This is a genomic window from Sphingomonas abaci (genome assembly GCF_014199625.1).
Classification (GTDB): Bacteria; Pseudomonadota; Alphaproteobacteria; order Sphingomonadales; family Sphingomonadaceae; genus Sphingomonas; species Sphingomonas abaci.
The window spans coordinates 162,653-186,884 of the sequence record NZ_JACHNY010000004.1 but is presented as its reverse complement, the minus strand read 5'-3'; the positions used below and the strand labels follow the sequence as shown (position 1 = coordinate 186,884).

General features: G+C 67.8%; 24 protein-coding genes. 5 read left to right on the top strand and 19 right to left on the bottom strand.

Annotated features, from left to right (window positions below; genetic code table 11):
• Window positions 1–2: 2 nt before the first annotated feature.
• The 8 genes from GGQ96_RS11035 to GGQ96_RS11000 all read right to left on the bottom strand — a co-directional run bounded on the left by GGQ96_RS11035 (window position 3) and on the right by GGQ96_RS11000 (window position 9,455).
• Complete coding sequence (locus GGQ96_RS11035; RefSeq protein WP_184114565.1) at window positions 3–1,019, bottom strand: DUF1176 domain-containing protein; 1,017 nt, start codon at window positions 1,017–1,019, stop codon at window positions 3–5.
• A gap of 148 nt (window positions 1,020–1,167) precedes the next feature.
• The gene (locus GGQ96_RS11030) at window positions 1,168–1,455 is read right to left on the bottom strand and encodes a DUF3297 family protein (protein WP_184114563.1); all 288 of its coding nucleotides are present in this window, start codon (window positions 1,453–1,455) and stop codon (window positions 1,168–1,170) included.
• 92 nt (window positions 1,456–1,547) lie between these two features.
• Entirely contained in the window at window positions 1,548–1,910 is a 363-nt protein-coding gene (locus tag GGQ96_RS11025; protein ID WP_184114561.1) for a hypothetical protein, read from the bottom strand.
• A gap of 172 nt (window positions 1,911–2,082) precedes the next feature.
• A complete protein-coding gene (locus tag GGQ96_RS11020; RefSeq protein ID WP_184114559.1) occupies window positions 2,083–3,384 on the bottom strand; it encodes an OmpP1/FadL family transporter in 1,302 nt (433 codons plus the stop codon).
• A 47-nt stretch (window positions 3,385–3,431) separates the two neighbouring features.
• Window positions 3,432–3,872, bottom strand: a complete 441-nt coding sequence (locus tag GGQ96_RS11015) for a DUF2147 domain-containing protein (protein WP_184114557.1) — start codon at window positions 3,870–3,872, stop codon at window positions 3,432–3,434.
• Window positions 3,873–4,180: 308 nt separating this feature from the next.
• Window positions 4,181–5,977, bottom strand: coding sequence for an acyl-CoA dehydrogenase C-terminal domain-containing protein (locus GGQ96_RS11010; protein WP_184114555.1), 1,797 nt, complete (start codon window positions 5,975–5,977; stop codon window positions 4,181–4,183).
• Window positions 5,978–5,989: 12 nt separating this feature from the next.
• Window positions 5,990–8,317: a 3-hydroxyacyl-CoA dehydrogenase/enoyl-CoA hydratase family protein gene (locus tag GGQ96_RS11005; protein WP_184114553.1), complete on the bottom strand. Its 2,328-nt coding sequence runs from the start codon at window positions 8,315–8,317 to the stop codon at window positions 5,990–5,992.
• Between the two features lies 1 nt (window position 8,318).
• Window positions 8,319–9,455 (bottom strand): thiolase family protein, encoded by a 1,137-nt coding sequence (locus GGQ96_RS11000; protein WP_184114552.1) that lies wholly within the window; start codon window positions 9,453–9,455, stop codon window positions 8,319–8,321.
• 132 nt (window positions 9,456–9,587) lie between these two features.
• Between GGQ96_RS11000 and GGQ96_RS10995 the strand changes: the two genes are divergently transcribed.
• Entirely contained in the window at window positions 9,588–11,318 is a 1,731-nt protein-coding gene (locus GGQ96_RS10995; RefSeq protein ID WP_184114551.1) for a long-chain-fatty-acid--CoA ligase, read from the top strand.
• Entirely contained in the window at window positions 11,290–11,703 is a 414-nt protein-coding gene (locus GGQ96_RS10990) for a MerR family transcriptional regulator (RefSeq protein ID WP_184114550.1), read from the top strand. The genes GGQ96_RS10995 and GGQ96_RS10990 overlap by 29 nt, the downstream gene beginning before the upstream one ends.
• A gap of 103 nt (window positions 11,704–11,806) precedes the next feature.
• Here the strand turns inward: GGQ96_RS10990 and GGQ96_RS10985 are convergent, their stop codons facing one another.
• On the bottom strand, window positions 11,807–12,838 hold the full coding sequence (locus GGQ96_RS10985) for an AraC family transcriptional regulator (protein WP_184114549.1): 1,032 nt from the start codon (window positions 12,836–12,838) through the stop codon (window positions 11,807–11,809).
• 270 nt (window positions 12,839–13,108) lie between these two features.
• On the opposite strand from GGQ96_RS10985, the gene GGQ96_RS10980 reads away from it, so the two are divergent.
• The 3 genes from GGQ96_RS10980 to GGQ96_RS21430 all read left to right on the top strand — a co-directional run bounded on the left by GGQ96_RS10980 (window position 13,109) and on the right by GGQ96_RS21430 (window position 14,840).
• Window positions 13,109–13,498, top strand: coding sequence for a nuclear transport factor 2 family protein (locus GGQ96_RS10980; protein WP_221239916.1), 390 nt, complete (start codon window positions 13,109–13,111; stop codon window positions 13,496–13,498).
• A 125-nt stretch (window positions 13,499–13,623) separates the two neighbouring features.
• Window positions 13,624–14,211, top strand: a complete 588-nt coding sequence (locus GGQ96_RS21435; protein WP_246360440.1) for a PEPxxWA-CTERM sorting domain-containing protein — start codon at window positions 13,624–13,626, stop codon at window positions 14,209–14,211.
• Window positions 14,212–14,243: 32 nt separating this feature from the next.
• A complete protein-coding gene (locus tag GGQ96_RS21430) occupies window positions 14,244–14,840 on the top strand; it encodes a PEPxxWA-CTERM sorting domain-containing protein (RefSeq protein ID WP_246360438.1) in 597 nt (198 codons plus the stop codon).
• A 105-nt stretch (window positions 14,841–14,945) separates the two neighbouring features.
• Here GGQ96_RS21430 and GGQ96_RS10965 read toward each other — a convergent pair whose 3' ends face one another.
• From GGQ96_RS10965 to GGQ96_RS10920, 10 genes are all read right to left on the bottom strand, one after another.
• Window positions 14,946–15,854 (bottom strand): flagellar motor protein MotB, encoded by a 909-nt coding sequence (locus GGQ96_RS10965; protein ID WP_184114547.1) that lies wholly within the window; start codon window positions 15,852–15,854, stop codon window positions 14,946–14,948.
• Between the two features lies 1 nt (window position 15,855).
• Window positions 15,856–16,719 carry a flagellar motor stator protein MotA gene (gene motA, locus GGQ96_RS10960; protein WP_184114546.1) on the bottom strand — a complete coding sequence of 288 codons (864 nt, stop codon included), beginning with the start codon at window positions 16,717–16,719 and terminating at the stop codon, window positions 15,856–15,858.
• Between the two features lie 110 nt (window positions 16,720–16,829).
• Complete coding sequence (locus GGQ96_RS10955) at window positions 16,830–17,732, bottom strand: flagellin N-terminal helical domain-containing protein (protein WP_221239915.1); 903 nt, start codon at window positions 17,730–17,732, stop codon at window positions 16,830–16,832.
• On the bottom strand, window positions 17,732–19,069 hold the full coding sequence (flgK, locus tag GGQ96_RS10950; protein ID WP_184114545.1) for a flagellar hook-associated protein FlgK: 1,338 nt from the start codon (window positions 19,067–19,069) through the stop codon (window positions 17,732–17,734). Before flgK ends, GGQ96_RS10955 begins: the two co-directional genes overlap by 1 nt.
• Window positions 19,070–19,078: 9 nt before the next feature.
• Entirely contained in the window at window positions 19,079–19,402 is a 324-nt protein-coding gene (locus GGQ96_RS10945) for a rod-binding protein (RefSeq protein ID WP_343059009.1), read from the bottom strand.
• Window positions 19,399–20,493: a flagellar basal body P-ring protein FlgI gene (locus GGQ96_RS10940; protein WP_184114543.1), complete on the bottom strand. Its 1,095-nt coding sequence runs from the start codon at window positions 20,491–20,493 to the stop codon at window positions 19,399–19,401. Before GGQ96_RS10940 ends, GGQ96_RS10945 begins: the two co-directional genes overlap by 4 nt.
• 194 nt (window positions 20,494–20,687) lie before the next feature.
• The gene (locus GGQ96_RS10935; RefSeq protein ID WP_184114542.1) at window positions 20,688–21,365 is read right to left on the bottom strand and encodes a flagellar basal body L-ring protein FlgH; all 678 of its coding nucleotides are present in this window, start codon (window positions 21,363–21,365) and stop codon (window positions 20,688–20,690) included.
• 15 nt (window positions 21,366–21,380) lie between these two features.
• On the bottom strand, window positions 21,381–22,169 hold the full coding sequence (gene flgG / locus GGQ96_RS10930) for a flagellar basal-body rod protein FlgG (RefSeq protein WP_184114541.1): 789 nt from the start codon (window positions 22,167–22,169) through the stop codon (window positions 21,381–21,383).
• A 10-nt stretch (window positions 22,170–22,179) separates the two neighbouring features.
• On the bottom strand, window positions 22,180–22,929 hold the full coding sequence (locus GGQ96_RS10925; RefSeq protein WP_184114540.1) for a flagellar basal body rod protein FlgF: 750 nt from the start codon (window positions 22,927–22,929) through the stop codon (window positions 22,180–22,182).
• 24 nt (window positions 22,930–22,953) lie between these two features.
• Window positions 22,954–24,222: a flagellar hook protein FlgE gene (locus GGQ96_RS10920; RefSeq protein WP_184114539.1), complete on the bottom strand. Its 1,269-nt coding sequence runs from the start codon at window positions 24,220–24,222 to the stop codon at window positions 22,954–22,956.
• Between the last annotated feature and the right edge of the window lie 10 nt (window positions 24,223–24,232).

Here is a 24,232-nt window from a genome sequence, read left to right as displayed (position 1 = left end):
ACCTAAAGCGCGCCGGCCGTGCGCCGTCGTGTCTCGGCGCGGGCCGAACGCTCCCACACCAATTGCGTCCGCCACGTTGTGAGGAGGTGCGGATTGCCTCGGCATTCGCGCATCTCGCGCTGCTCGGTCAGGCGCAGGCGGGCGCCGTCCCAGGCCAGGGTCTGCGACAGGCCGCAATCGCCCAGGCCGCGACCTTTGGCATAGCCCGTCAGCATGCCGTCCTTCCATTCGGCGTTGACCAATTCGGGCACCGGGCCATCGCCCTCCGCGCCGGTTTCCGCGAAGCCGATCGGCGCATCGACCGCGACCGGGACCCAGTCCCCGCCCCGCGAGACGAAGAGCGCCGACAGCAAATTATACGCTCCCATCGAACAGGGCACGATCAGCAGGGTGCGATCGCCGCCCAGCGCGTGCGCCTCGGGCGGCATCGTCCCGGCGGGATGGTCGGCGGAGAGGTCCATCGCACATCCGGCCTGCTGGCGAAGCCGCTTCAGCGTCGGTGGGTCGATCGCGGCGGGCTGGCCGCCGGGCGTGACCATGCGGACGACCGGCAGCGGCGGCGCGGCCGGAACGCGGCTGGCCGGCGCATCCCCCCTTGCCATCACGGCGGTGACGGTGCCGGCGCGTCCCTGCTCGGCATCGACATAGCGTAGCGCCGCCGCCGCGCCGCTCAGCGACACGGTGGACAGGGTGCGCGGACCCGACTCGATCGCGAGCGACCGGCCGTTCGCCATGGCGGCGACGATCGCCGCGGCGGGGCTGCCGGTCCGCCCGCCCGCCAGCGACAAGCGGTGGCCATCGATCGACACCGCGTCGGAGGGCGGGCTGTGATCATCCAGCGCCTGGAAGGTCAGCGCGAACCCGCCCCGCGGACCCGGCGTCCGCGTGACGGTCATCGCCACCTTGGGCCAGTCGATGCCGAATTCCGCACCAAGCGACGTCATCGCGCAGCGGCGGACATTGTCGCACGCCACGGCCCAGTCGCCAAAGGTCCGGAGCGCGCCGGGACGCGGCGTCACCATCGCGATCGGCGGGACAGCGACCGTCGTCGTGTCGGTATCGCGCCGGGCGCCGGCGTCCTCTGGCGCCTTCGCGGGGATACAGGCGGCAAGACCGACCGTGAGGAGAAGAATGCGCTTCAGGTCGGCCTCCCGGTTTTGCGGAGGTTCAGTCGGCGCTGGACGCGGTCGTGTCCTCGCTCGCCTCGGCACCGTCGGCGGAGCGTTCGAACCAGGCCTCGACCGGGCCGTTCAGTTTGATGGTCAGCGGCCGGCCGTGGCGGTCGACCTTCTTGCCCAGCCCGACCCGGATCCAGCCCTCGGAGATCGAATATTCCTCGACGTCGCGGCGCTCGGCTCCCTTGAAGCGGATGCCGACGCCACGCTCCAGCGCGGCCTGGTCGAAGAACGGGCTGTCGGGATTGATCGAAAGATGGTCGGGAGGCGTATCGGTCATGCCCGGCGCTTAGCGCAAGCCACGCCGGCTCGGCCACAAAAAAGCGGCTTCAAAGCAAACGGCGTGGGGATGACCCCACGCCGTCGCTCACCTCACTGGCAGACGCGTACGGGGACGCGGTAGCCATATTGGTCATAGCGCCACTGCGTCCAGCATTGTGGCTGGTAGTAGTTGTCGTAGTAATAGTCGCGATAGACGGGCGGCGGCGGGGGCGGCGGCGCGTCGTAGTAATAATAGTTGCGGTTGTAGCCCCGATTGCTGCTGGCGATGGCCGCGCCGACCCCCAGGCCGACGATGCCGCCGAGCAGGGCACCCGCCGCGGCATTGCCGCCGCCGCCACGATGCCGCCAGCCATAATCGCCGCGCCACCGCTGCGCCTCGGCCGGCGCTGCCGCGGTGACGGCGGTCGCGGCCAAAGCAATGCTCAAACCTGCTGTCTTGATCCAGTTGTTCATCCCGAACCTCCTACTCGATACGCCCGGTCCGCTGTGAGACAAACGCGCGAAGGTGCGATCGTGGTTCCGCTGATAGCGGCCCCGCGCTGAATGCTGTCGGAATGGAATATTTAGCGGCGGTTCAGGGATATGGGGGGGGCGGCGGTCGCGGTCGGCCGCCCCCGGAGGTCGATCAGAAGCGGAAGCGGCCACCCAGCGACGCGATGAAGGCGTGGGCGTCCTCCAGCCGGCCGTTGGTCAGGATCGGCGTCTGCGCCGCGGTGCCGGCATAAGCGGCGGTGATCCGGTCGATCGGCGCGTTCTTGAAGTCGACGTAATTGCCGGCCGCGTCGATCGAGAAGCGCGAGGTGACGTTGAAGGTCGCGCCCGCGCCATAGTTCCAGCGGTCCGAGTCGGGGACACGCGCGTCGCGGCGGCCGTCCTGGGTCGGGGTGTTGGCGTGCTGCACGCCCGCGCGCAGCGTCAGCGCCGGCGACACGGCATAGTCGACGCCGCCCGCCAGGCTCCAGCTGTCGCGATAGTTCTCCGGCAGGGCCTGATTGATCGGCGCGCCGAGGCGGATCGCGTCGAACTTGCTCCAATTGTAACGGACCACCTGCGCGTTCAGCGTCAGCGCGTCGGTGGCGCGCAGCCGGGCGCCGACGATGGTCTGGGCGGGCGTGTAGAATTGCGCGGTCGCGCCGTCGATCGTGCGGTTCTGCGCGGCGAGCGGGCCGACCAGGCCGCTGACCTCCAGGCTGCCCTTCAGATTGTGCTGGATGCGCGACTTGTAGGCGATGCCGACGGTGATGAAGTCGTTGTGCATCTGCACGCCGGCAGTCCAGCCCAGGTCCCAGCCATCCCCCTTCAGCTTCTGCGCGCCGTCGGGCAGCGCGGCCGAGAGGTTGGGCAGCGCATTGCCCAAGCTGGCATCGGTATATTCGACATTCACCGCGCCGCCGACGCGCAGCCAGTCGGTCAGCGCGATGCCGATCGAGGGCTGGATGTCGATGGTGCGCAGCTTGGTCTTGTCGGCCGAATAGCGCGCCCAGCTGTCGGCGTCATAGTCGGTGGTGAAGCTGTAGGGCGAGGTGACCGCCAGGCCGATCGAGACGCGGTCCGTCAACGGATAGGCGATCGCGCCCGAGGGCAGCACGCCGTTGTTGATCGGGTCGCGCGACACCGACTGGCCACCGATGGCGGCGGCGGGCTGGCCGGGGCGGCGAATCAGCGTGCCATTGTCGACCACCTTGCCCTTGGGCAGGATGGCGGCGGCGGCGATCGCCGCATCGCCCTGGTCCAGCCCGCCGATCGCGGCGGGGTTCCACCACAGCGACTGCGCGCCGGTATCGGCCGCCTCGCCCGAAAAGGCGCGGCCGGCGGCGCGCGCCGACTGTTCCTGGAGATAGAAGGCCTGGCCCTGCGCGACGCCGGCACAGGCAAAGACGGACAGGGCAGCGGAGGTGGCAAGGGACACCTTCAGGCGCAGCGACATGGGGCAGTTCCTTTGGTCAGTTCAGTCGTGGAAAAGCGGGGGCCGGATCAGCGCAGACGCGTCCAGGTCTGGGTCTTGCAGAGCGGCACGAATACACAGCCGCGTACCTTCAGCTGATCGTTGCCGATCGGCGTCAGCTTGGCGCTGTAGGTCTTGCCGTCATCGGCATTGTAGATGGTGCCGCCCGACCAGGCGCCGGCATCGCCCTTGAAGCCGCTGAGGATCAGCAGGCCTTTCAGCGGGCGGTTGCGCTGCGACGCGTCCTTGTTGTTCGCGTCCTTGAGATTGGGCTGGGTGCGCAGCAGTTCCGACGTGACCAGCCGGCCGCAGATCGATGCGCCGCAGCGCTGGATCTCGACCACGCCGCCGCGCGTCTCCGTCTTCCACAGGCCGATCGCGGCGCTGGGCCCGGCTTGCGCCGACGCCGCCACGGGCGCGAGCGCCACGACCGAAGCGATCAGGGTGGCGAACAGGGCAGGTGCCGACATCATCCTCTCCTCGTGGCCGTATAGGGCCGTTTGGCCGCCGTATATGTACGATCGGCCGGTTGCACCAGTGCGCCGGGCCTGACTTAAAGGGTCGGTGCCTTACGCATTGGGAAGTCGGCTGACCCTATGATTTTCTTGTGACGTGTCAAGGTCAGCATAGCTGTCTTAGCGGCGGGGCCGATGGACCCATCTATTCGACCCCGGCAAAGGCCGGGGTCCAGTCACGGAACGATCCTGGTCTCTTACCAGCATCTCTCCAACTGGATCCCGGCCTCCGCCGGGATGGAAGGTAGAGATTGTGGCAGCGATCAGAAAGCGTCGGCGGGGAGCGCCATGGTCGACCGCTTGCCCGACTTGATGACCAGGAAGCCGGTCGTCGCCTGGGGCAGGATGCGGTCGAAGAAGAAGCCGGCCGTGGCCATCTTGGCGCGGTAGAAGGCCTCGTCCCCGCTTCCTTCGGCGAGTCGGGCCTGCGCGATCCGCTCCGCCTTCAGGAAGCAATAGCCGATGCCGACCAGCCCCAGCATGCGCAGGTAATCGGTCGCCGCCGCGCCGATCTCGTCGGGGTCCTTCAGCCCCTTTTGCGCGAGCATACCGGTGGTGAGCTGCAACGCGCCGAACGCCTGGTGGAGCGCGGTGGCGTGGATCGACAGGACCTTGTCGGTCGTGCCGGTCAGTTCCTCCAGCAGCCCGGAGACGCTGTGGAAGAAGGGGCGGAGCGCGCGGCCCATATTGGCGGGCATCTTGCGCCCGAGCAGGTCGAGAGCCTGGACGCCGTTCGTCCCCTCATAGATCTGGCAGATGCGGGCATCGCGGACGAACTGCTCGACGCCGTGCTCGCGGATATAGCCGTGGCCGCCATAGGTCTGCACCGCCAGGTTCGCCGCTTCGGAAGCGAGGTCGGTGAACAGGGCCTTCACCACCGGCGTCATCAGCGCGACGAAGTCGGTGGCGCGGGCGCGGCCCTCGGGATCGGTGCCGTGCTTCTCGGCGTCGAGCGCCTGCGAGGTCCATTGACCCAGCGCCCGGCACCCCTCCGCATAGACGCGCATCGTCATCAGCATCCGGCGCACGTCCGGGTGGACGATGATCGGGTCGGCGGGCAGGTCGGGCCGCGCCGGGCCGGTCAGGGCACGACCCTGCAACCGGTCGCGGGCATAGGCGACGGCGGACTGATAGGCGATCTCGCCCACGCCCAGGCCCTGCACGCCGACCGACACGCGCTCCGTGTTCATCATCGTGAACATCGCCGCCAGCCCCCGGTTCGGCTCGCCGACCAGCCAGCCGGCGGCGTCGTCGAAGTTCATCTGGCAGGTCGCCGAGGCCTTCAAGCCCATCTTGTGCTCGATCCCGGCGACCGCCACGCCGTTGCGCGGGCCGATGCTGCCGTCGGCGTTCGGCAGGAACTTCGGCACCAGGAACAGGCTGATCCCCTTCACGCCGGCCGGCGCGTCGGGCAGGCGGGCGAGGACCAGATGGATGATATTATCGGTCAGGTCGTGGTCGCCGGACGAGATGAAGATCTTCGATCCCGTGAGCTTGTAGCTGCCGTCGCCCTGCGGCACCGCCCGGGTGCGCAGCAGCCCCAGATCGGTGCCGCAATGCGATTCGGTCAGGCACATGGTGCCCGCCCATTCGCCGCTGACCATCTTGGGCAGATAAGCCTGCTTCAAATCCTCGCTGGCATGGCCCTCGATCGCGGTGGTCGCGCCGTGGGTCAGGCCGGGATAGAGGCCGAAGGAGAGGTTGGCCGAACAGGTCATCTCCTCGACCAGCTTGTTCACCGTCTCCGGCAGGCCCTGTCCCCCCCAGCGCGGATCGGATGACAGCGCCGCCCAGCCGCCCTCGCGGAAGCGGGCATAGGCTTCGGGGAAGCCCTTGGGCGTGCGGACCACGCCGTTCTCGTACGTACAGCCCTCCAGGTCGCCACTGGCGTTGAGCGGCAGCAGCACCTCTTGCGCCATCCGCGCCGCCTCTTCGAGCACCGCGTCGTACAGGTCGGGGGTGAAGTCGTCGGACAGCGCGAGCGGCCCGAACGGCCGGTCGGCGAACAGTTCGTGCAGCACGAAGCGCATGTCGCGCAAGGGGGCGGTATAGACTTGCATCGTTTTACGTCCTCAGTTGCGCAGCGGCTTGCCGGTCGTCAGCATCTGTTCGACCCGGGCCTGGGTGCGGCTGTCCTTGACACCCGCCAGAAAGGCCTGGCGCTCCAGCTTCAGCAATTGGTCTTCGGTGACGGTGTCGACCAGATCGGCCTCGCCGCCGGTCAGCACGGTCGCCAGCCGCTCGGCGACGACCACGTCATACTCGGTCGCCACGCCCTTCTTCCGGAAGTCGGCGACGACGCCGGCGATGCCGACCCGGCCGCTCTCGCCCGGCAGGCGGAAGACCGGTTTCTCCGGCGGCGCATAGCCCTCGACCAAGGCCAGCGCACGCGCCTTGGCATCGCTGAGCAACCGGTCGCGGTTCATGGTGATCCCGTCGGTGGCGCGCAGGAACATCAGCTCCTTCGCCTCGGCGGCCGACTTGGACACCTTGGCGGTCGAGATCGTCTCGAATGCCTTGGCCACCGCCGGCATCGGCCCCTTGGGCATCATCGGCGCCTTGGCGAATCGGTCGAGCATCTCGCCATTGCCGCCCCAGCCGGGCAGCAGGCCGACGCCGCATTCGACCAGGCCGATATAGCTTTCGGCATGGGCCTGCACCGCGTCCGAATGGAGCAGGATCTCGCACCCGCCGCCCAGCGCCATGCCGGCCGGGGCCGACACGACCGGGAAGGGCGCATATTTCAGCGCCTTGAACGCTTGCTGCCCGGCGGCGATCAGCTTGTCGATCTCGCTCCACGCGGCGATGTTCACCGCGAACATGGCCAGGCCGAGATTGGCGCCGGCCGAGAAGTTCGACCCCTCGTTATAGATGACCAGCGCCTTGTACTTGGCCTTCACCAACGGGATCGCCTGCTGGATCAGCTTGGTCACCTCTTCGTCCAGGGCGTTCATCTTGCCCGTGAACTCCAGCGCGACGACGCCGTCGCCGATGTCCCACAGCGCGGCCGAGCCGGTCTTGGCCAGCGGCTGTTCGCGCAGCTTGACATCCTCCAGCAGCAGCACGCCCTCGGGCCGCACGACATCGGCATAGTCGCCGCCGATCGTCAGATATTGCCGCCGACCGTTCTCGACGCGGTAGAAGGGGCGGTCGCCCGCCGTCTCTAGGATCGCGGGCACTGGCCGTCCCTCGGCCTTGAGCCGCGCGGCGAGCGCGCCCGGCCCGAGGCGATCGATCAGTTCGAACGGCCCGAACTTCCAGTTATAGCCAAGCTTCATCGCGTCATCGATCGCGACCACGTCGTCCGCCGCCTCGCCGACCAGCATCGCGGCATAGGACAGCACCTTGCCCAGCACCTCCCAAGCATAGGCCCCGACCTTGCCCGGCGCGCTCACCAGCGCCGCGAGATCGCGCTCGGCCGCACCCGGCAGCTTTTCCGGCTTGCCCTGCGGCCGGTATTCGCCGGTGGACAGGTCGAGCGCCAATTTGGTGCGCGTGCCGTCCGCGCCCTTGTCGAGGCGGTAGAAGCCGCCCTTGCCCTTGCGCCCGGTGAACCCCTCGGCGATCATCCGATCGACCAGCGGCAGCGGCCGCACTGTGTCGAAATAGGGGTCGCCCGCCGGCAGCGTCGAGGACAGGCTTTTCGCGAGCAGCGGCATCAGGTCGACGCCGACCAGGTCGATCAGCCCGAAGATGCCGGTCTTGGGCACGCCCATCGGCCGCCCGCCGATCTGGTCGGCCTCCTCGACGGTCAGGCCCTGGTCCATCGCCGCGTTGATCGCGACCGCCAGCCAATAGGTGCCGATGCGGTTGGCGATGAAGCCGGGCGTATCCTTGGCGCGGACGATCCGCTTGCCCAGGAACCGGTCGACGAAATCCTCGACCTTGCCGGCCACACTGGCGTCGGTGGCGGCGCCGCGGACGATCTCGATCAGCCGCATGTAGCGCGGCGGATTGAAGAAATGAGTGATGAGGAAATCGGCCTTGAACTGGTCCGATCGGCCCTCGACCAGCTTCTCCAGCGGAATGGTGGAGGTGTTGGACGACACGGCGGTGCCCGGCCGCTTCACCTGCTCGAGCCGGGCGTAGAGCGCCTGCTTGATGTCGAGCCGCTCGACGATCGCCTCGACCACCCAGTCGCATTCGGCGACTCGTTCGAGGTGATCCTCGATATTGCCGGTTTCGACCAGCTTCGCCGCGCCCCTGGACATGAAGGGGGCGGGATCGGTCTTCAGCATCTTCGCGACCGCGCCCTTGGCAACGGCGTCCCGATCGGTCGCGTCCTTGGGCACGATGTCGAGCAGCAGCACCGGCACGCCGGCATTGGCGACGTGCGCGGCGATGCCGGCACCCATCACGCCCGCGCCGATGACGCAGACCTTCTTCACGCTGTCCGTCATGTTATGCGCGCTCCAGCACGGTGGCGATGCCTTGGCCGCCGCCGATGCACTGGGTGGCGAGCGCATAGCGGCCACCCTCGCGCGCCAGCAGCGCCGCCGCCTTGCCGACGATCCGCGCGCCGGTCGCACCCAGCGGATGGCCGATCGCGATCGCGCCGCCGTCCAGGTTGATCGTCTCCTCCTTCAGGCCGAGATCGCGGATGCAGGCGATCGCCTGGGACGCGAACGCCTCGTTGATCTCGACCACGTCGAGGTCGGCCACCGACAGGCCGGCCCGCTCCAGCGCCTTCTTCGACGCGCCGATCGGGCCCAGGCCCATCGTCTCCGGCTCGCAGCCCGAGATGCCGACCGACTTGATCCGCGCCAGGATGGTCAGGCCATGGGTCTTCGCGAACGCCTCGGAGGTCACGAGCACGGCGCTGGCTCCGTCGGTCAGCGGCGACGAGGTGCCGGCGGTCACCGATCCCTCCTGATGGAAGGCCGGCTTCAGCCCGGCGAGCGCGGCCTCGTCGGTGTCGGGGCGGATCGTGCCGTCCTCGCTCACCGTGCCAGCCTTGGTGACGATCGGCACGATCTCGTCGGCCAGCTTGCCCGAGGCGCGCGCGGCGGCGGCCTTCTTCTGGCTCTTGACCGCGAAACCGTCCTGTTCGGCGCGGGTGATCTGGTATTTCTGCGCGACATTCTCGGCGGTGTCGCCCATGCCCATATAGGCACCGGGATTGGCCTTCGCGAGCACGGGGTTGGGCAGCGGATTGTAGCCGCCCATCGGGATGCGGCTCATCGACTCCAGCCCGGCGCAGATGAAGGCCTCGCCCGCGCCGATCTGGATCTGGCCGACCGCGATATGGATCGCGCTCATCGACGAACCGCAGAACCGGTTCACGGTCATGCCGCCGACCGACAGCGGCAGGTCGGCGAGCAGGCCGATCATGCGGGCGACGTTCAGCCCCTGCTCGCCCTCCGGAAAGGCGCAGCCCAGCACGATATCCTCGATCAGCGCCGGATCGACCCCCGTCTTCGCCAGCAGCCCCCGGATCGTCTGCGCGGCCAGATCGTCGGGGCGGACCCGCGCCAGCGCGCCCTTGCCGGCGAGGTGGAAGGGCGAACGGGCATAACCGGCGATGACGACGTTGGTCATGAAATCCTCTCTGATGCTCCGGGCGCAGCCGCTTGGGCTTGCGGGATGTCCTATAGGTGCGATAGCTTCCCATTACGTCAAGTGGTGCAGGCGGACAATATGTCCGATGACCGGGATGGAGAGGATGCGAGCATGAACGGAATCGCGACGGGCACGGCGGATACGGGCCAGGCGCTGGCCCCCGCGATCCGGCAGGGCGCGCCCTTGGACGTGCGGCCGCGCCTGCTGGGCGCGCTGCTCGACGATTCGGTCCGGCGCTTCGGCCGTCGCGCGGCGATCGACTTCATGGGCCGGGTGACACGCTGGGGCGAGTTGGGCGTGGCGGTCGACCGGGCGGCGGCGGGGCTGCAGTCGCTGGGGGTGGTGAAGGGGACGCGGGTCGCGCTCTGCCTGCCCAACACGCCCTATTACCCCATCCTGTTCTTCGCGACGCTGAAGGCCGGCGGCATCGTCGTCAACGTCAACCCGCTCTATGTCGAACGCGAGCTGCACCATCTGATCGCCGATTCGGGCGCGGAGATCATCGTCACCTGCGACCTGGCCGAGATCCAGGCACGCGTGCTGAAGGTGGCGGGCGAGACGAAGCTGCGCCATGTCGTGAGCTGCCCGATCGCGGATGCCCTGCCGTTCGCGAAGCGCCTCGGCTACAAGCTGGTCAAGAGGCGTGAGATCGGCCGCGCCCCCCGCGATGCGCGCCACCTGTATTTCCGCGAGCTGATGGCCCATGGCGCAAGTCCCACGCCGGTTGCGGTCGCGCCCGACGAGGTGGCGGTGCTGCAATATACCGGCGGCACCACCGGCGTGCCCAAGGCGGCGATGCTGAGCCATGCCAATCTCGTCTCCAACGCCGATGCGATGGTCGCGCATGTCGGCGGCGAGGCGGCGGAGCAGGACCGGGTGCTGGGCGTGCTGCCGCTGTTCCACGTCTTCGCGTTGACCAACGTGCTGACCTTCTCGGCGCGGACGGGGGCGGAAATGATCCTGCTGCCCCGGTTCGAGCTGAAGCCGTTGCTCGCCACCCTCAAGCGCACACGCCCGACCTATTTCCCGGCGGTGCCGACCATCTATAACGCGCTCGCCAACCTGCCCGCGGGCGAGCGGCCCGACCTGTCGGCGATCAAGGTCTGCATCTCGGGCGGCGCGCCCTTGCCGATCGAGGTGCGCCACGCCTTCGAACAGGGCACGCATGCCAAGCTGGTCGAGGGCTATGGCCTGTCGGAGGCGTCGCCGATCATCACCTGCAACCCGTTCGAGGGGGTGAACAAGGAAGGCTCGGCCGGGCTGCCCTTTCCCGGCACGACGATCGAGATCCGCGACCGCGAGCAGCCGACCCGCATCGTCGCGACCGGCGAGAAGGGCGAGATCTGCGCGCGCGGCCCGCAGGTGATGGCCGGCTACTGGCACAAGCCCGCCGAGACCGAGGCGGTGTTCGCCGACGGCGCGCTGCGCACCGGCGATGTCGGCTATCTCGACGCGGACGGCTACCTCTTCATCGTCGACCGGATCAAGGACATGATCCTGTGCGGCGGCTACAATGTCTATCCGCGCGTGATCGAGGAGGCGCTGTACGAGCATCCCGAGGTTGCCGAGGCGGTGGTGATCGGCGTCGCCGACCGCTATCGCGGCCAGGCGCCCAAGGCGTTCGTCACGCTGACGCCCGGCGCGACGGCCACGGCGGACGGCCTGCGCGACTTCCTGCGCGACAAGATCAGCAAGATCGAGCTTCCGCGCGAGGTGGAAATCCGCGAAAGCCTGCCCAAGACCTTGATCGGCAAGCTGTCCAAGAAGGAGCTGGTCGAAGAGGAAGCCGCCCGGGCGGCGCGGTCGGGGGACAATGGGGGAGCGGCCGGTGAGCCAAGATGATCGGGACCTGCGCGGCATCCAGGAGGTGGCGACGAGCCTGGGCGTGACGCAGCGCACCCTGCGCTTCTACGAGGATCGTGGGCTGATCCAGCCGCTGCGCATCGGCTCGACCCGCGTCTATACGCGGCGCGACACGGCGCGGATGCAGTTGATCCTGCGCGGCAAGCGACTGGGCTTTTCGCTCCGCGAGATCGAGGAGTTCCTCGACCTGTACGACGCCGATCCGCAGCATGTGGAGCAGATGCGCCGCCTGGCCGGCCGCTGCCGCGAGCGGATCGACGAACTGGAGGCGCAACGCCACGCCATCGACCAGACGCTGGTCGAACTGGCGACGATCGAACGCGAGGCGCTGGCGCGGATCGAGGAGCCGGTGGCGGGGGGCTGACGGGGGCGTGGGCGCGTGACGGGGCTCGTGCCGAATCGAAAGGATCGAACCTCGGGACGAGGAAATTGCCCTCACCGGGACCCGTCCGCCGCGCGGAAAGCGCCTATTTCTTCGATATAGCGTGGAACGTGTCCTCGGTCGGCTCCGAAGTCCTCTCCTTCAGCAATGCCAACCGCATCTCCGAAGGCGATGTGTCATAGATACGGCGGAACAGCTTGGTGAAGTCGGACGCGCTGCCGCCGAAGCCGGCATCGTGGGCCAATTTCTGAATCGGCATCTCGGGGGCGCTTCGCAGAAGTTGCAGGAAAGTGCGCAGACGGTGGTCGCGCAGATAGGCCGCCACCGTCACGCCCTGCTTGGCGAACGCGCTGTACAGGCTGCTGCGCGACACGTTGAGCATGGTGGCGATCTTGGCCGTGGTCAGTTCGGGATCGGTGCCAGCCGCGGCCACCAGCGCCTTCACGCGGGCGACGAGATGGGATTTCGCTTCCGCCGGATCGGCCTCTGTCTGGCGGATCATCGCAAGGGCCACGTCGGCCGTGGTGGTTAGCGCCACGTCGAACGTCGCGGGCGACACCGTGCCCAACGCGCCCACCATATAGCGGACCTGCAAGCCGAACAGTTCGGCCAGTTCGCTGCCGGTGAACACCCGACCCGCGATCCCGCGCAGCCGCGCCGCGTCCACCGCCGCGGCGACTGCCGATCGCGGCACGAAGATCGCGACGACATGGGCCGGATAGTCCCGCATCACGTGCGGCACCGCCGTATCGAGCGTGAACACGTCGCTTTCGTCGAGATGCAGCAGCTTGCCGTCGGTCTCCACTTCCATGCGACCCTGTGTGATGAAGCACGTGAGCAAGCCGTCCATGCTATCGGCGTCGTCATCCTCCGCGCGTCGCCCGGTCATGCCGCCATTACGCGAGATCGAATGGAGGAACGCCGCGCTGGATCCGATGAACCAGCGCATCGTCGTGTCCAATGGCCGGCCATCAAAGGTGATCGGGGGGGTGCGGCGATAGAGAAAGGCGTTCTCCAGATAATCCTCGACGCCGGGCGGTGCCTTGGTGCTGTCGATCTCCGCCGCTTCGAAGCGTTTGGCCCGCCAGGGTCGGTAGTGATCAGCATGGGGCGGCATCATCGCCGCTTTCTACGCAATTGATGTGCATCATGCATGAGGCATTCTGTCCAGTCGGCAGGGATTTTGTCCAGGCCGGTTCGCGATACGCCATCGCCGCAGTGCCGCAGCGGGACGCTTGGACAAATATCCCGCGTCGCTGGACAAATGACCAAATGACATGCGCGTCGGACGAACACTAGAACCATGACGAACGGCCAGTCAGCAGACCGCTGAGAACTAGAAGAAAGCCCATGGCCGCCGACTATCATGCTGACAAAGGATCATTCCTTGACCAACGCCAACATTATCAAGGCATTGTACGCGGGCTTCGCGACTGGCGACATGCCCGCCATCTTAGCGGACATGGCGCCCGACATCGAATGGACCGAGGCCGAGGGCTATCCCTATGCCGGCACCTTCCGCGGGCCCCAGGCGATCGTCGACGGCGTCTTCACCCGGCTCGCCACCGAATGGGACGGCTATAGAGCGATCCCGGATCGCTATGTCAGCGCGGGCGAGGATGTCATCGCACTCGGCCATTACAGCGGCACGTACAAGGCGACCGGCAAGGCGTTCCGCGCGCCCTTCGTCCATGCCTGGACGCTGCGCAACGGCCGGATCGTGCGCTTTGTCCAATATGTCGACACCGTCGTGGTGCAGCGCGCGCTTGCCGATTAGCCCGAAGACATCCGCCGCGGCGAGCGGTCGTTGCCATCACCCGGCGATCACCCCGCCTCACGGACAGCGGCGTGATTGTCCATCACTATCGATCAGCACCGTCAAAGGGGAATATGATGAGATACATGTCCGTCGCGCTGGCCGCGACCCTGGTTATCGCCGCGCCGGCCCAGGCGGCGACGATCGTCGACACCGGTAAGCCGGTCGGAGGGGATAACCCGATCGCGCTCAACCCCAACCAGAGCCTCGCCGGGCGCTTTTTGCTGACGTCCGCAACCGTGTTGACCGACATTCAGGGCTTTATCGGCTCGTCACCCAATGCCGAGATCACGATCGCGATACGGGACGGTGTCGCCGCTCCCGGCAACGTCCTCTATTCGGGGTCGCTCACTGCCGTGCGCACCGCATCGTTCCAAGGCCTGAGCGATCTGAACTGGATGCTGGATGCGGGACAATATTGGGTGTCGTTCGCGAGTTCCGGCTACAGTTCCATGATGCCCGGCGCACCCCGGCCGATGACGCAGACGGCCTATTTGGATCCACGCTGGGGCTGGCAGAGCTATCCCATGTCGATGGGCGTCCGCATTTCAGGCGTGGCAGCGGCAGTGCCCGAGCCGGCCACTTGGGCGATGATGATCGTCGGCTTTGGCGTGGCCGGCGGCGCGCTGCGTCGTCGATCGTCCGCCACGCGCGCGGCGGTCCACATCGCCTGACACCAACCCGTTCAGCCTGTCGGAGACATAGCATGAAATTCCTGCCCGTCGCGCTGGCCGCGACCCTGTCCATCGCCGCGCCGGCGCAGGCGGCGACGATCGTCGACACCGGAACGCCGCCCGATGCATCCTGGGGGTTATCGCTCGGTCCTGAGCAGTCGCTCGCCGGGCGCTTTTCGCTGTCGTCCGCAACCACGTTGACCGACGTTCAAGGGTACATAAAATCGTACAGCAATTCGGCAACTCTCACGATCGCGATCAATCGCGGCGGCAGCGTTCCTGGCGGCGTCCTGTATTCGGGGGCCGTCGCCCTCGCGCAGGGGGCATCGTTTCAGGGTCTGGGCAATCTGAACTGGGTGCTGGATGCCGGCGACTACTGGGTATCGTTCGCGAATTCCGGCTCCGGCATGATGCCGGGCGGTGCTCCCAACCCGCTATCCAAGGCGGCGTACTGGAAATCAAGCCAGGGCTGGAAGGGTCTTTACGACCCCAGCAGGTCGATGGGCGTCCGCATTTCAGGCGTGGCGGCAGCGGTGCCCGAGCCGGCCACTTGGGCGATGATGATCGTCGGCTTCGCTATGGTCGGTGCGGCGGGACGCTCCCGCCGCAAGGTCGCTGTGGCCGGCTGACCGGAATTGGATTTCGCTGAAGCGGATTGTCCCGTCTAGCTGACGGCGACTCAACCGCCGCATTCCAGCGACTGGCGACGGCCGATGCGGCGGTTTCTGATGCCCCTATTGCCCGAACACCCCGCGCCGGTAGAGCAATGTGATCGCCACCCGACGGTTGCGCGGGTCGGCGGGGTTGTTGGCGATCATCGGCTCGCGGTCGGCGACGCCCTCGATCCGGTCGAACCGCGCCTCGGGGATGCCGCCCAGCGCCAGGCGGCGGCGGGTGGCCTCGGCGCGGCCGGTGGCGAGCATCCAGTTGTTCATCGCGCGCGGGTCGCCGTACGGCACGCTGTCGGTATGGCCACGGATCATGATCGGATTGCCCATCGGCGCGATCGACTGCGCGATCATCCCGATCAGATCGCCCGCGCGCCCGTCCAGCATCGTCGTGCCGCTGGCGAACATCGAATAATCGGCGTCGTCGACCAGGTCGATGCGCAGGCCGTCGGCGGTCCGGATGAAGCGGATATGGTTGGCGAGCCGCGCCAGCTGCTTCGACCCGGCGATCTTCGCCATCACCTGGCGGCGCATCGTCTCGAAGGACTTCAGATCCTCGGCGCGGCTGGCCGGCGTGCTGCGCAGCGATCCCTTCTTGCCCAGACCACTTTCGGGGCCCTGCTGCGCGATCGGCGCGGCGAGACCCATCGACGCGACGCGCGCGGCGGCGGCCTTCGGCCCCAGCTTGTTGTTCGACATCAGCGACTCGCCGCCGAGCAGCCCCGACCCGCCGATGCCGATCGCATGCGTGTCGATCAGCGTCGGCGCGAAATAATCGGCGATGCCCTTGCGCTGCTTCTCGGTCGTCGCGCCGAGCAGCCAGAGCAGCAGGAAGAACGCCATCATCGCGGTCACGAAATCGGCATAGGCGACCTTCCAGGCGCCGCCATGGTGACCGCCGCCGCCCTCGATATAGATCTTCTTGACGATGATCTTGGGCGGGATGTTGTGGCCGTGCGGGGCCGCCTTCGCCATCTTACTTGCCCCTCAGGCCGTCGAACACCTCGGCGAAGCCGGGCTGGTTCTTGTGCGCGATGCCGGCGCGCGCCGCCTCGATCACCAACGGCTGCGGATGGCCGTGCAGCGAGGCGATGATGATCTGCTTCACCACGTCGTAGATGGCGGCATCGGCGTCGATCACCTGCTTCAGCCGGCCCGCCAGCGGCGAGACGATGCCATAGGCGAGCAGCACGCCCATGAAGGTGCCGACCAGCGCCGAGCCGATCATCCCGCCCAGCACCGAGGGCGGCTTGTCGATCGAACCCATCGTCTTCACGATGCCCAGCACCGCCGCGACGATGCCGAGCGCAGGCAGCGAGTCGGCCAGGCTGGTCAGCGTGTGCTGCGGCCCCTCCACCTCGTGATGGTGGGTCTTGATCGCATGGTCCATCACGTCCTCGACCGCGTGGACGTCGAGCGTGCCCGACGACACCACCACCAGCCGCAGCGTGTCGGCGATCATGGCGACCAGCGTATGGTCCTTCAGCAGCTTGGGATATTCGGCGAAGACGGCGGAGGAGGCGGGGTCCTCGACATGCGGCTCGACCGCGATCGGACCCTCCATGCGCAGCATCTTCATCAGCTTCGACACCAGGAAGATGGTGTCGAGATAATCCTGCTTCTTGTATTTCGGGCCCTTAAACACCTTGGCCAGGCCGCCGCCCATCGCCTTCAGCTCGGCGCCCGAATTGCCGATGATCAGCGCGCCCGCCGCCGCACCGCCGATAATGAGCATCTCGTGCGGGATCGCCTCCATGACGGGGCCGAGCGCGCCGCCCGTGAAGGCGAAGCCGCCGAACACCATGAGAAGCAGCACGACGAGGCCGATGGCTGGAAACATGTCTGGAACACCCCCGGGATTCGGCAAAAGCCGGCTTGATGTTCAACGGGTTAACTGGATTTCCTCGCCAATCCGTTACCACCCGGCAAAAATTGCCGGGTGTCGCTTTATCAGCGCAGATAGTCGAACAGCGACAGGCCGGACAATTTGGTGAAGCTGGCCTGGGTCGCCGACAGCGCGGTCATGAGCTGCTGCAGCTCGATCACCGCCGAGGTCACGTCGGTATCCTCCAGCTTGGAGCGCAGGTCGTCGCGATCGGTATTGGCGGTGGTCGCCAGCGACTGTTGCAGCTCGACGCGCGCCGAGCGCGCGCCGATCGACGCCTGGACCAGCGAGACCTGGTCGGTCGCGGCGCTGATCTTGTCGAGCGCGGCGTTGGCGGCGGTGCCGTCGGTCGCATTGTCCTGAAGCGCGGCGGCCAGGTCGGACAGCATCTTCAGCGTGTCGGTGCCGTCCGCCTGCGTGAAGATGCGCGCGGCGCTCTCGGTCGCCTGCACGCTCTGGCCGTCGGCGATCGGCACTTCCGACACGTTGATCGGCGCATAGGTGAAGCCGCCGGCCGGGTTCTGCACCACGGCGGGCGTGCCATCGGGCGTGCCGAACAGCGGCTGGCCGCGCACGTTGCGCGTATTGGCGAGCCCGGTGATCGCGCCGACGATCGACTGCAATTCGGTGCCGATGATCGCGCGCGTCTCGGCATTCTGGGTGCCGGTCGCCGCCTGGGTGGTCAGCTCGCGCGCGCGCTGGAGCTGGGTGGCGATCTGGCCCAGCACGCCGTCCGCCTGGGTCAGGAGCGATCCGGCAAGCGTCATGTTCGCGCCATAGGCGGCCGCGTCGCTGTCCTTGCGCGCCAGTTCGGCGAGCTGCTGCGCCACCGCCGGGTCCTGCGAGGGCGTGGTGATGCGCTTGCCGGTGGCGATCTCGGTCTGCAGCGTCTGCGCGCGCGCCGACATGGCGGACAGGCGCCGGGCGTTGCTGTCGTAGAAGCTGGCGGTGGAAAGCTGCACGCCCATCAGCGGATATCCAATATGGTCTGGAGGGTGTCGCGCGCGATCTGGATGACGCGGCTGGAGGCCTGATACGCCTGTTGATAGCGCATCAGCTCCACCGCCTCGCTGTCCAGATTGACGCCGGTGGTGCTGGTCAGCGCCGACATCGCGCCGTCGCGGATCGCGCCCTGCGCCGCGGCGATGGTGTTGCGCTGGTCGAGCGCGCTGGCATTGTTGGTGATCGTCGCGGTCAGCGAGGCTTCCCAGCCCTTGGCGCCGCGCAAGCCCTCCAGGTCGGTCAGCTTGCTCGAATCGCGCTTGCCGCCGCCCGGATCGGCTGCGGCGATCTGCGCGCCGCTGGTCAGCGCGACCGTGACGTCGGTGGCGCGCGCGCCGACCGTGAACATCGCTTGGCCCGCGGCGCCGCTCTGGTCCTCGCCTGCCTTCTGGTTGGCGTTGACCTGTTTGACGAAGTCGGTGGCGACATCCTCCACCGTCCCGCGCGCCGCGGCGACGCGTTGCGCGCCGTCGACGATGCCGGCGAGGGCGCCGCCATTGGGGGAGAGGATGCCGATGCCGCCGTTCATCGACACGGCCAGCACCACCTCGCCCTTGCTGCGCTGATAGGCGACTGCGCCGGACAGGTTCTGGTTGACGAAGGCTTGGCCGTTCGCGCCGCCCAGCTTGACGTTGCTGCGCCCCAGCGAGTCCATCGTCACGTCGATATCGACGATCGCGCTCATCTGGTCGAGGATCTGGTCGCGCTGGTCGGTCAGCTGCGCGGCGGCGGCGGTATTGGGCGTGGTGCGGCCGAGGCCGTCGTTGATCTGGACCAGCGCGCGGCCCAGCGCGTTGAGCTGGGTGGTCGCCTGGCGGCCGGCCGCGTCCATGTCCTGGTCGATCTGGTCGAACGACTGGCCGGTCGCGGTGAAGGCGATGCCGAGCGACTCGGCGGCGCTCAGCATCCCCTGGCGCAAAGCGGTGGAGTCGGGTTCGGCGGCCAGCGTGCTGGCGCTGCCGAAGAAGCTGGTCATGCGCGCCGACAATTCGTTGCCGGTCAGCGTCTTCTCGATCCGGTCGAGCCATTGCACGCCTGCCGCGGTGCGCGACAGGTCGGCCGATGCGCTGCGCACCGCCTGGCTGGCATAGACGTCGGTGGCGCGGACGATGCCGGTCATCAGCACGCCATTGCCCGCCGCCGGCACGTCGACCAACCCGGCGCCGGCGCCCATCTCGGTCAGCTTGACGCTGCGCCGGACGTAGCCCGCCGCCCCCGAATTGGCGATGTTCTCGCCGGTCACCGACAGCGCGCTCTGATAGGCGCGGACGCCCGAGGCGCCGATGGACAGGAGATCGCTCATGACCCGTCCTTATCGCGCCGGAGTCTTAAGATCGGCTTGCGATTTCGCCAGGAAGTCGCGCATCGCCTTACCAATTCCCAAGGGCGTGTGCTCGGCCATCGCCTTGACGGTCATCTGGTCCTGCATGTCGCGGAAGGTGTCGAGCGCCTTGCTGTCGAACAGCGGGTCGGCGAGCTTGGCCTGGCGCATCGACTTCAGCATCATGCCGGTGAAGACCGATTCGAACTGCTTGGCGGCCTGGTCGAGATTGGCGTTGCTGTTCAGCCGGCGCGTGTCGGCCGGACCGGTCGACGCGGTCGTCGCCAGCGGGGAGGGCGTGGTGATGTCGGTCACAGGACGATCAGCTCCGCCTTGAGCGCGCCGGCTTCCTTCAGCGCTTCCAGGATGGCGACCAGATCGGCGGGCGATGCGCCGATCGCATTCACCGCCTTGACCACGTCGGCCAGGCGCGGACCCGGGGCGAGCAGGAACATCGGCTTCTTCTCCTCGTCGATCGCGACGTTGGACTTGCGCTCCAGCGCGGTCTGGCCCTGGCTGAAGGGGGCGGGCTGGCTGATCCGCTGGTTCTCGTCGATCCGGACCGTCAGCTTGCCATGGGTGACGGCGGCGGGGCCGACGCGCACCGCCGAATTGATGACGACGGTGCCGGTACGCGCGTTGACGATCACCTTGGCGGGCGGCTCGGCGGAGACGACGTCGAGATTCTCGATCAGCGACATCATCGTCGCGCGCCGATCCGCGCCGGTGGGGGCCCGCACCGCGATCGACACCGCGTCGATCGCCTCGGCCACGCCCATTCCCAACTTCTGGTTGATCGCGCCCGCGACGTTCTGCGCCGTGGTGAAATCGGCGCGCGCCAGGTTGAAGGTCAGGGTGGGGGCGGTGTCGAAACCGGTGGCGACCGCGCGCTCGACCGTCGCGCCCTCGGGGATGCGGCCGGTGGAGGGGACGTTGACGACGATCTTCGACCCGTCCGCGCCCTCCGCGCCCAGGCCGCCGACCGCCAGGTTACCCTGCGCCATCGCATAGATCTGCCCGTCCGCGCCGAGCAGCGGCGTCAGGATCAGGCTGCCGCCGCGCAGGCTCTTGGCCTTGCCCATCGAGGCGACGGTGATGTCCAGCCGCTGGCCCGGCTTGGCGAAGGGCGGCAATTCGGCGGTGATCATCACCACCGCCGCGTTCTTCATGCCCGGATTGGCGTTGGGCGGCAGTTGCAGCCCGAAGCGCGAGGCGACGGCCTTCAGCGACTGGACGGTATAGTCCAGATTGTCGTCGCCGGTGCCGGGCAGGCCGACCACCACGCCGTAACCGGTCAGCTGGTTCGAGCGGATGCCCTGGAAGCCGCCCAGATCCTTGATCCGGTCGGCGGTCGCCGGGGTGGCGAGGAGAAGCGCGGCAAGCGCGGCGAAAAGGACTCGGAGCATGGCGGCAACTTTTGCCGGGTGTATGGTTATCAAAGGGTTAGCCGAGATTGCTTTTCCACTTCGGCGGGCACGGGCGCGTCGCGTGTTCGTGCGTCGGCAGCAGCCCAGGGCCACGGACGCTGCCGGGCCTTGTCCTGCCGGACCCTGGGTTCCGGCTTTCGCCGGAACACGAAGACGGGGCACCCGACCAGCCATCAGAACGGACTCACCACCGAGAAGAAGCGCGACAGCCAGCCCTGGCGGCTGGCCCGCGCCACGTCGCCCTTGCCGGTATAGGCGATCTGCGCGTCCGCCACCCGGGTCGACAGCACCCGGTTCTCGCGGTCGACATCGGCGGTGCGGACGATCCCCTTGATCCGGACGAACTCGTCGCCGCGGTTGAGCGTCAGCCGCTTCTGCCCCTGCACCAGCATCGTGCCGTTGGGATAGACCTCGGCCACCGTCACCGACACCTCGCCCGACAGCGAATTGGCCTGGTCGGCCGCGCCCTTGCCATTGAAGGCGCGGCCGCCGCTGGCGGTGGCGGAGGAGGGCGGGAACAGGTTGAGCGGCCCGGTGGTCGGCGGGGTGATGCTGGCCGAGCCCTGGCTGTCGAGCTTGGACGAGGCCGATTTCGACGCCGCCGTCTGCTCGACCAGCACGATGGTCAGCGGATCGCCGACCCGGCGCGCGCGCCACCCCTCGTACAGCGCGGCATAGCCTTGCGACCCGGCGAAGATCGAACCGGTCGCCGGCTCCACCACGACCGGCGGCGCGGCGCGCGCGGCGGAGAAATCCTCCGGCGGGGCCTTCTTGCCGAACAGCCCGGCCTGCGAAGGCTGGGGCGCCAGGGCGAGCACGACGATCGGGACGAGCGCGAGGCGAGGTGACATGAGCTGGCGTCCCGATCAGAGGTTCTGGTTGACGTATTTCAGCATGTCGTCGGACGCCGAGATCATCTTGCTGTTGACCTCATAGGCGCGCTGCGTCTCGATCATGTCGACCAGTTCCTCGACGACATTGACGTTCGACGCCTCCAGCGACCCCTGGCGCACCTTGCCGCGGCCATCCAGGCCGGCGACGCCCAGGTTCGCCGCGCCCGATGCCGCGGTCTCGGTCAGATAGTTGTCGCCGGTCGCCTGCAGGCCGCTGGCATTGGGGAAGCTGGCGACCTGGATCTGCCCGAGCTGGGTCGGCTCGTTCTGCCCCGGCACGGTGGCCGAGACGGTGCCGTCGGTGCCGATCGTGATCGCGGTGGCATTCTCCGGAATGGTGATGCCGGGTTGCACCTGATAGCCCTCGCTGGTCACCAGCAGCCCCTCGGCGGAGCGCGAGAAATTGCCGGCGCGCGTATAGCCCAGCGTGCCGCCGGGCATCTGCACCTGGAAATAGCCGTCGCCGTCCAGCGCCAGGTCGAGGCTGTTGCCGGTCTGCTGCATCGAGCCTTGCGTGTCGATCCGCGCGGTGCCCTGCACCTTCACGCCGGTGCCGAGGTTGAGGCCGGTGGCGTAGCGCGTCTCGGCGGTCGACTGCGCGCCCGGCGTCGTCACCACCTGATAGGAAAGCGTCTCGAAATTGGCGCGGTCGCGCTTGAAGCCGGTCGTGTTGACGTTGGCCAGGTTGTTCGAGATGACGCGCATCCGCATGTCCTGGGCGTCGAGCCCGGTGCGCGCGATGTGCATGGCGGCGTTGGTCATGGTTCTTCCCTCAGCTCGGCAGACGCAGCAGCGACGTGCTGCTCTCGTCCATGTCCTTGGCGGACTTCATCAGATTGGCGGTGACTTCGTAGGAGCGCTGGTTCTCGATCATGTCGACCAGCGCCTGGGTCATGTTGACGTTGGAGCCTTCCAGCGCGCCGCCCTGGACGCGCGCGTCCAGATCCTCGGGCAGCGTGCCGCCGCCCCGGACATAGAGCAGGTTGTCCAGCCCCTTGACCGTGTCGGTGCCCTTGGCCGAGGCCAGTTTCAGCTTGTCGACGATCTGGGTCTGCGTGGCGTCCGCGCCCTGCGGCACGATGGTGATGCTGCCGTCCGCGCCGATCGACACGGAGGATGCGGGCGGCAGCGTGATCGGGCCGGACTGGCCCATCACGATATGGCCGTCGCCGGTCTGGAGCACGCCCGACGGCGCGATCTCCAGGTCGCCGCGCCGCGTATAGGCTTCCTGCCCGTCGGCGGCCTGCACCGCGATCCAGGCGTCGCCCGAAACCGCCACGTCGAGCGGGCGGCCGGTCTGCTGGATCGCGCCGGCGGTGCGATCGGCGTCGGTCACTTCCTCCGCGGTCGGCATCCGCGCCGCGATCTGGGCGGGTCCGCCCTTCAGCTCGATGCGGTCGAACACCACCCGGTCGGCGCGGAAGCCGGTGGTGGAGCCGTTCGCCATATTGTTGGCGATCGCCGCCTGCGCCGCCATGTGCGCGCGCAGGCCCGTCGCCGCGGTATAGACCAGCTTGTCCACCCCGTACCTCCCTTACGCGTCCGATCAGGTGCGGATGTTGAAGATCGTCTGCGAGATCTGGCTGGCGGTATCGAGCGCCTTGGCGTTCGCCTGGAAGTCGCGCTGCGCGGCGATCAGGTTGACCAGTTCCTCGGTGATGTCGACGTTCGATCGCTCGATCGTGCCGCTCATCAGATTGCCGAAGCCATTGGCCCCCGCCGCGCCCAGCTTCGCCTCGCCCGATACGCCGGTCGACTGCCAGTAGCTGGAGCCGAGCTGGCGCAGGCCCTCCGGATTGGAGAAATTGGCGAGCATCACCTGGCCCAGCGCCTGGGTGTCGCCGTTCGAGAAGCTGGCCTTGACCAGTCCGGTCTCGTCGATCGACACGCCCTGGATCTGGCCGACCGGCTTGCCGTCCTGGCCGCGATCGGTGACGTTGAAGGGCTGCGACAACTGGGTGGTGTCGACGCCGAACTGGAAGCCGAACTGCTGCGGCGCGGTCGCGCCCGCCGTGGTGAATTCGTCATAGGGGATCTGCGTCACCGGATCGGTGATCGCGCCCGACGAATTGAAGGTGAGGGTGACCGAATCGGCGCCCTTGCTGGTCAGCTGCTTGTCGCCGACGAAGCTGTAGACCTTCCAGGTCGAGCTGTCGGTGGCGGTCTGCGGCGTCGTCTCGCGCACGAAGTAATTGGTCAGCGTCATCGCGTTGCCGGCGGTGTCGTAGACCGTGGTCTGCGCCGACTGGTTGTAGCTGGACGGGTCGAACCGGTCGAAGCTCTTGGCGGTCGGGATCGACGCATTGGCGTTGAGGTTCAGCGACATGGTGACGTTCTTGGTCGGCACCGCGACGCCGCTGGTGGCGGGCAGCTGGAGGCTGGTCGCCGAGTCGATGCCGGTCGCCACCACCGCGCCCGATCCGTCGACCGGATAGACCTGGAGATGTCCGCCCTGCGAGTCGACCACATAGCGGCTGGAGTCGACGAAGAAGCCGCCATTGCGCGTGAAATTCACCTTCGCGCCGCCGACCTCGGGCTTCACCACGAAGAAGCCGTCGCCGGAGACCGCCAGGTCGAGCGAGTTGGCCGACTGGATCAGGTTGCCCTGGCCGAACTGCTGGCGGTTCGCCTTGACCACCGTGCCCGAGCCGACCTGCTGCGCCGGGTTGAGCGACACCGAGGAGGCGATGACGTCGGCGAACTCGGTGCGGCTCTTCTTGAACCCGTTGGTCGCGACGTTGGCCAGGTTGTGCGAGATGGTCGACATCTCCGACTGCGACGCCTGGAGACCGGAAAGCGAGGTGTAGAAGGACATGGGGATTGCT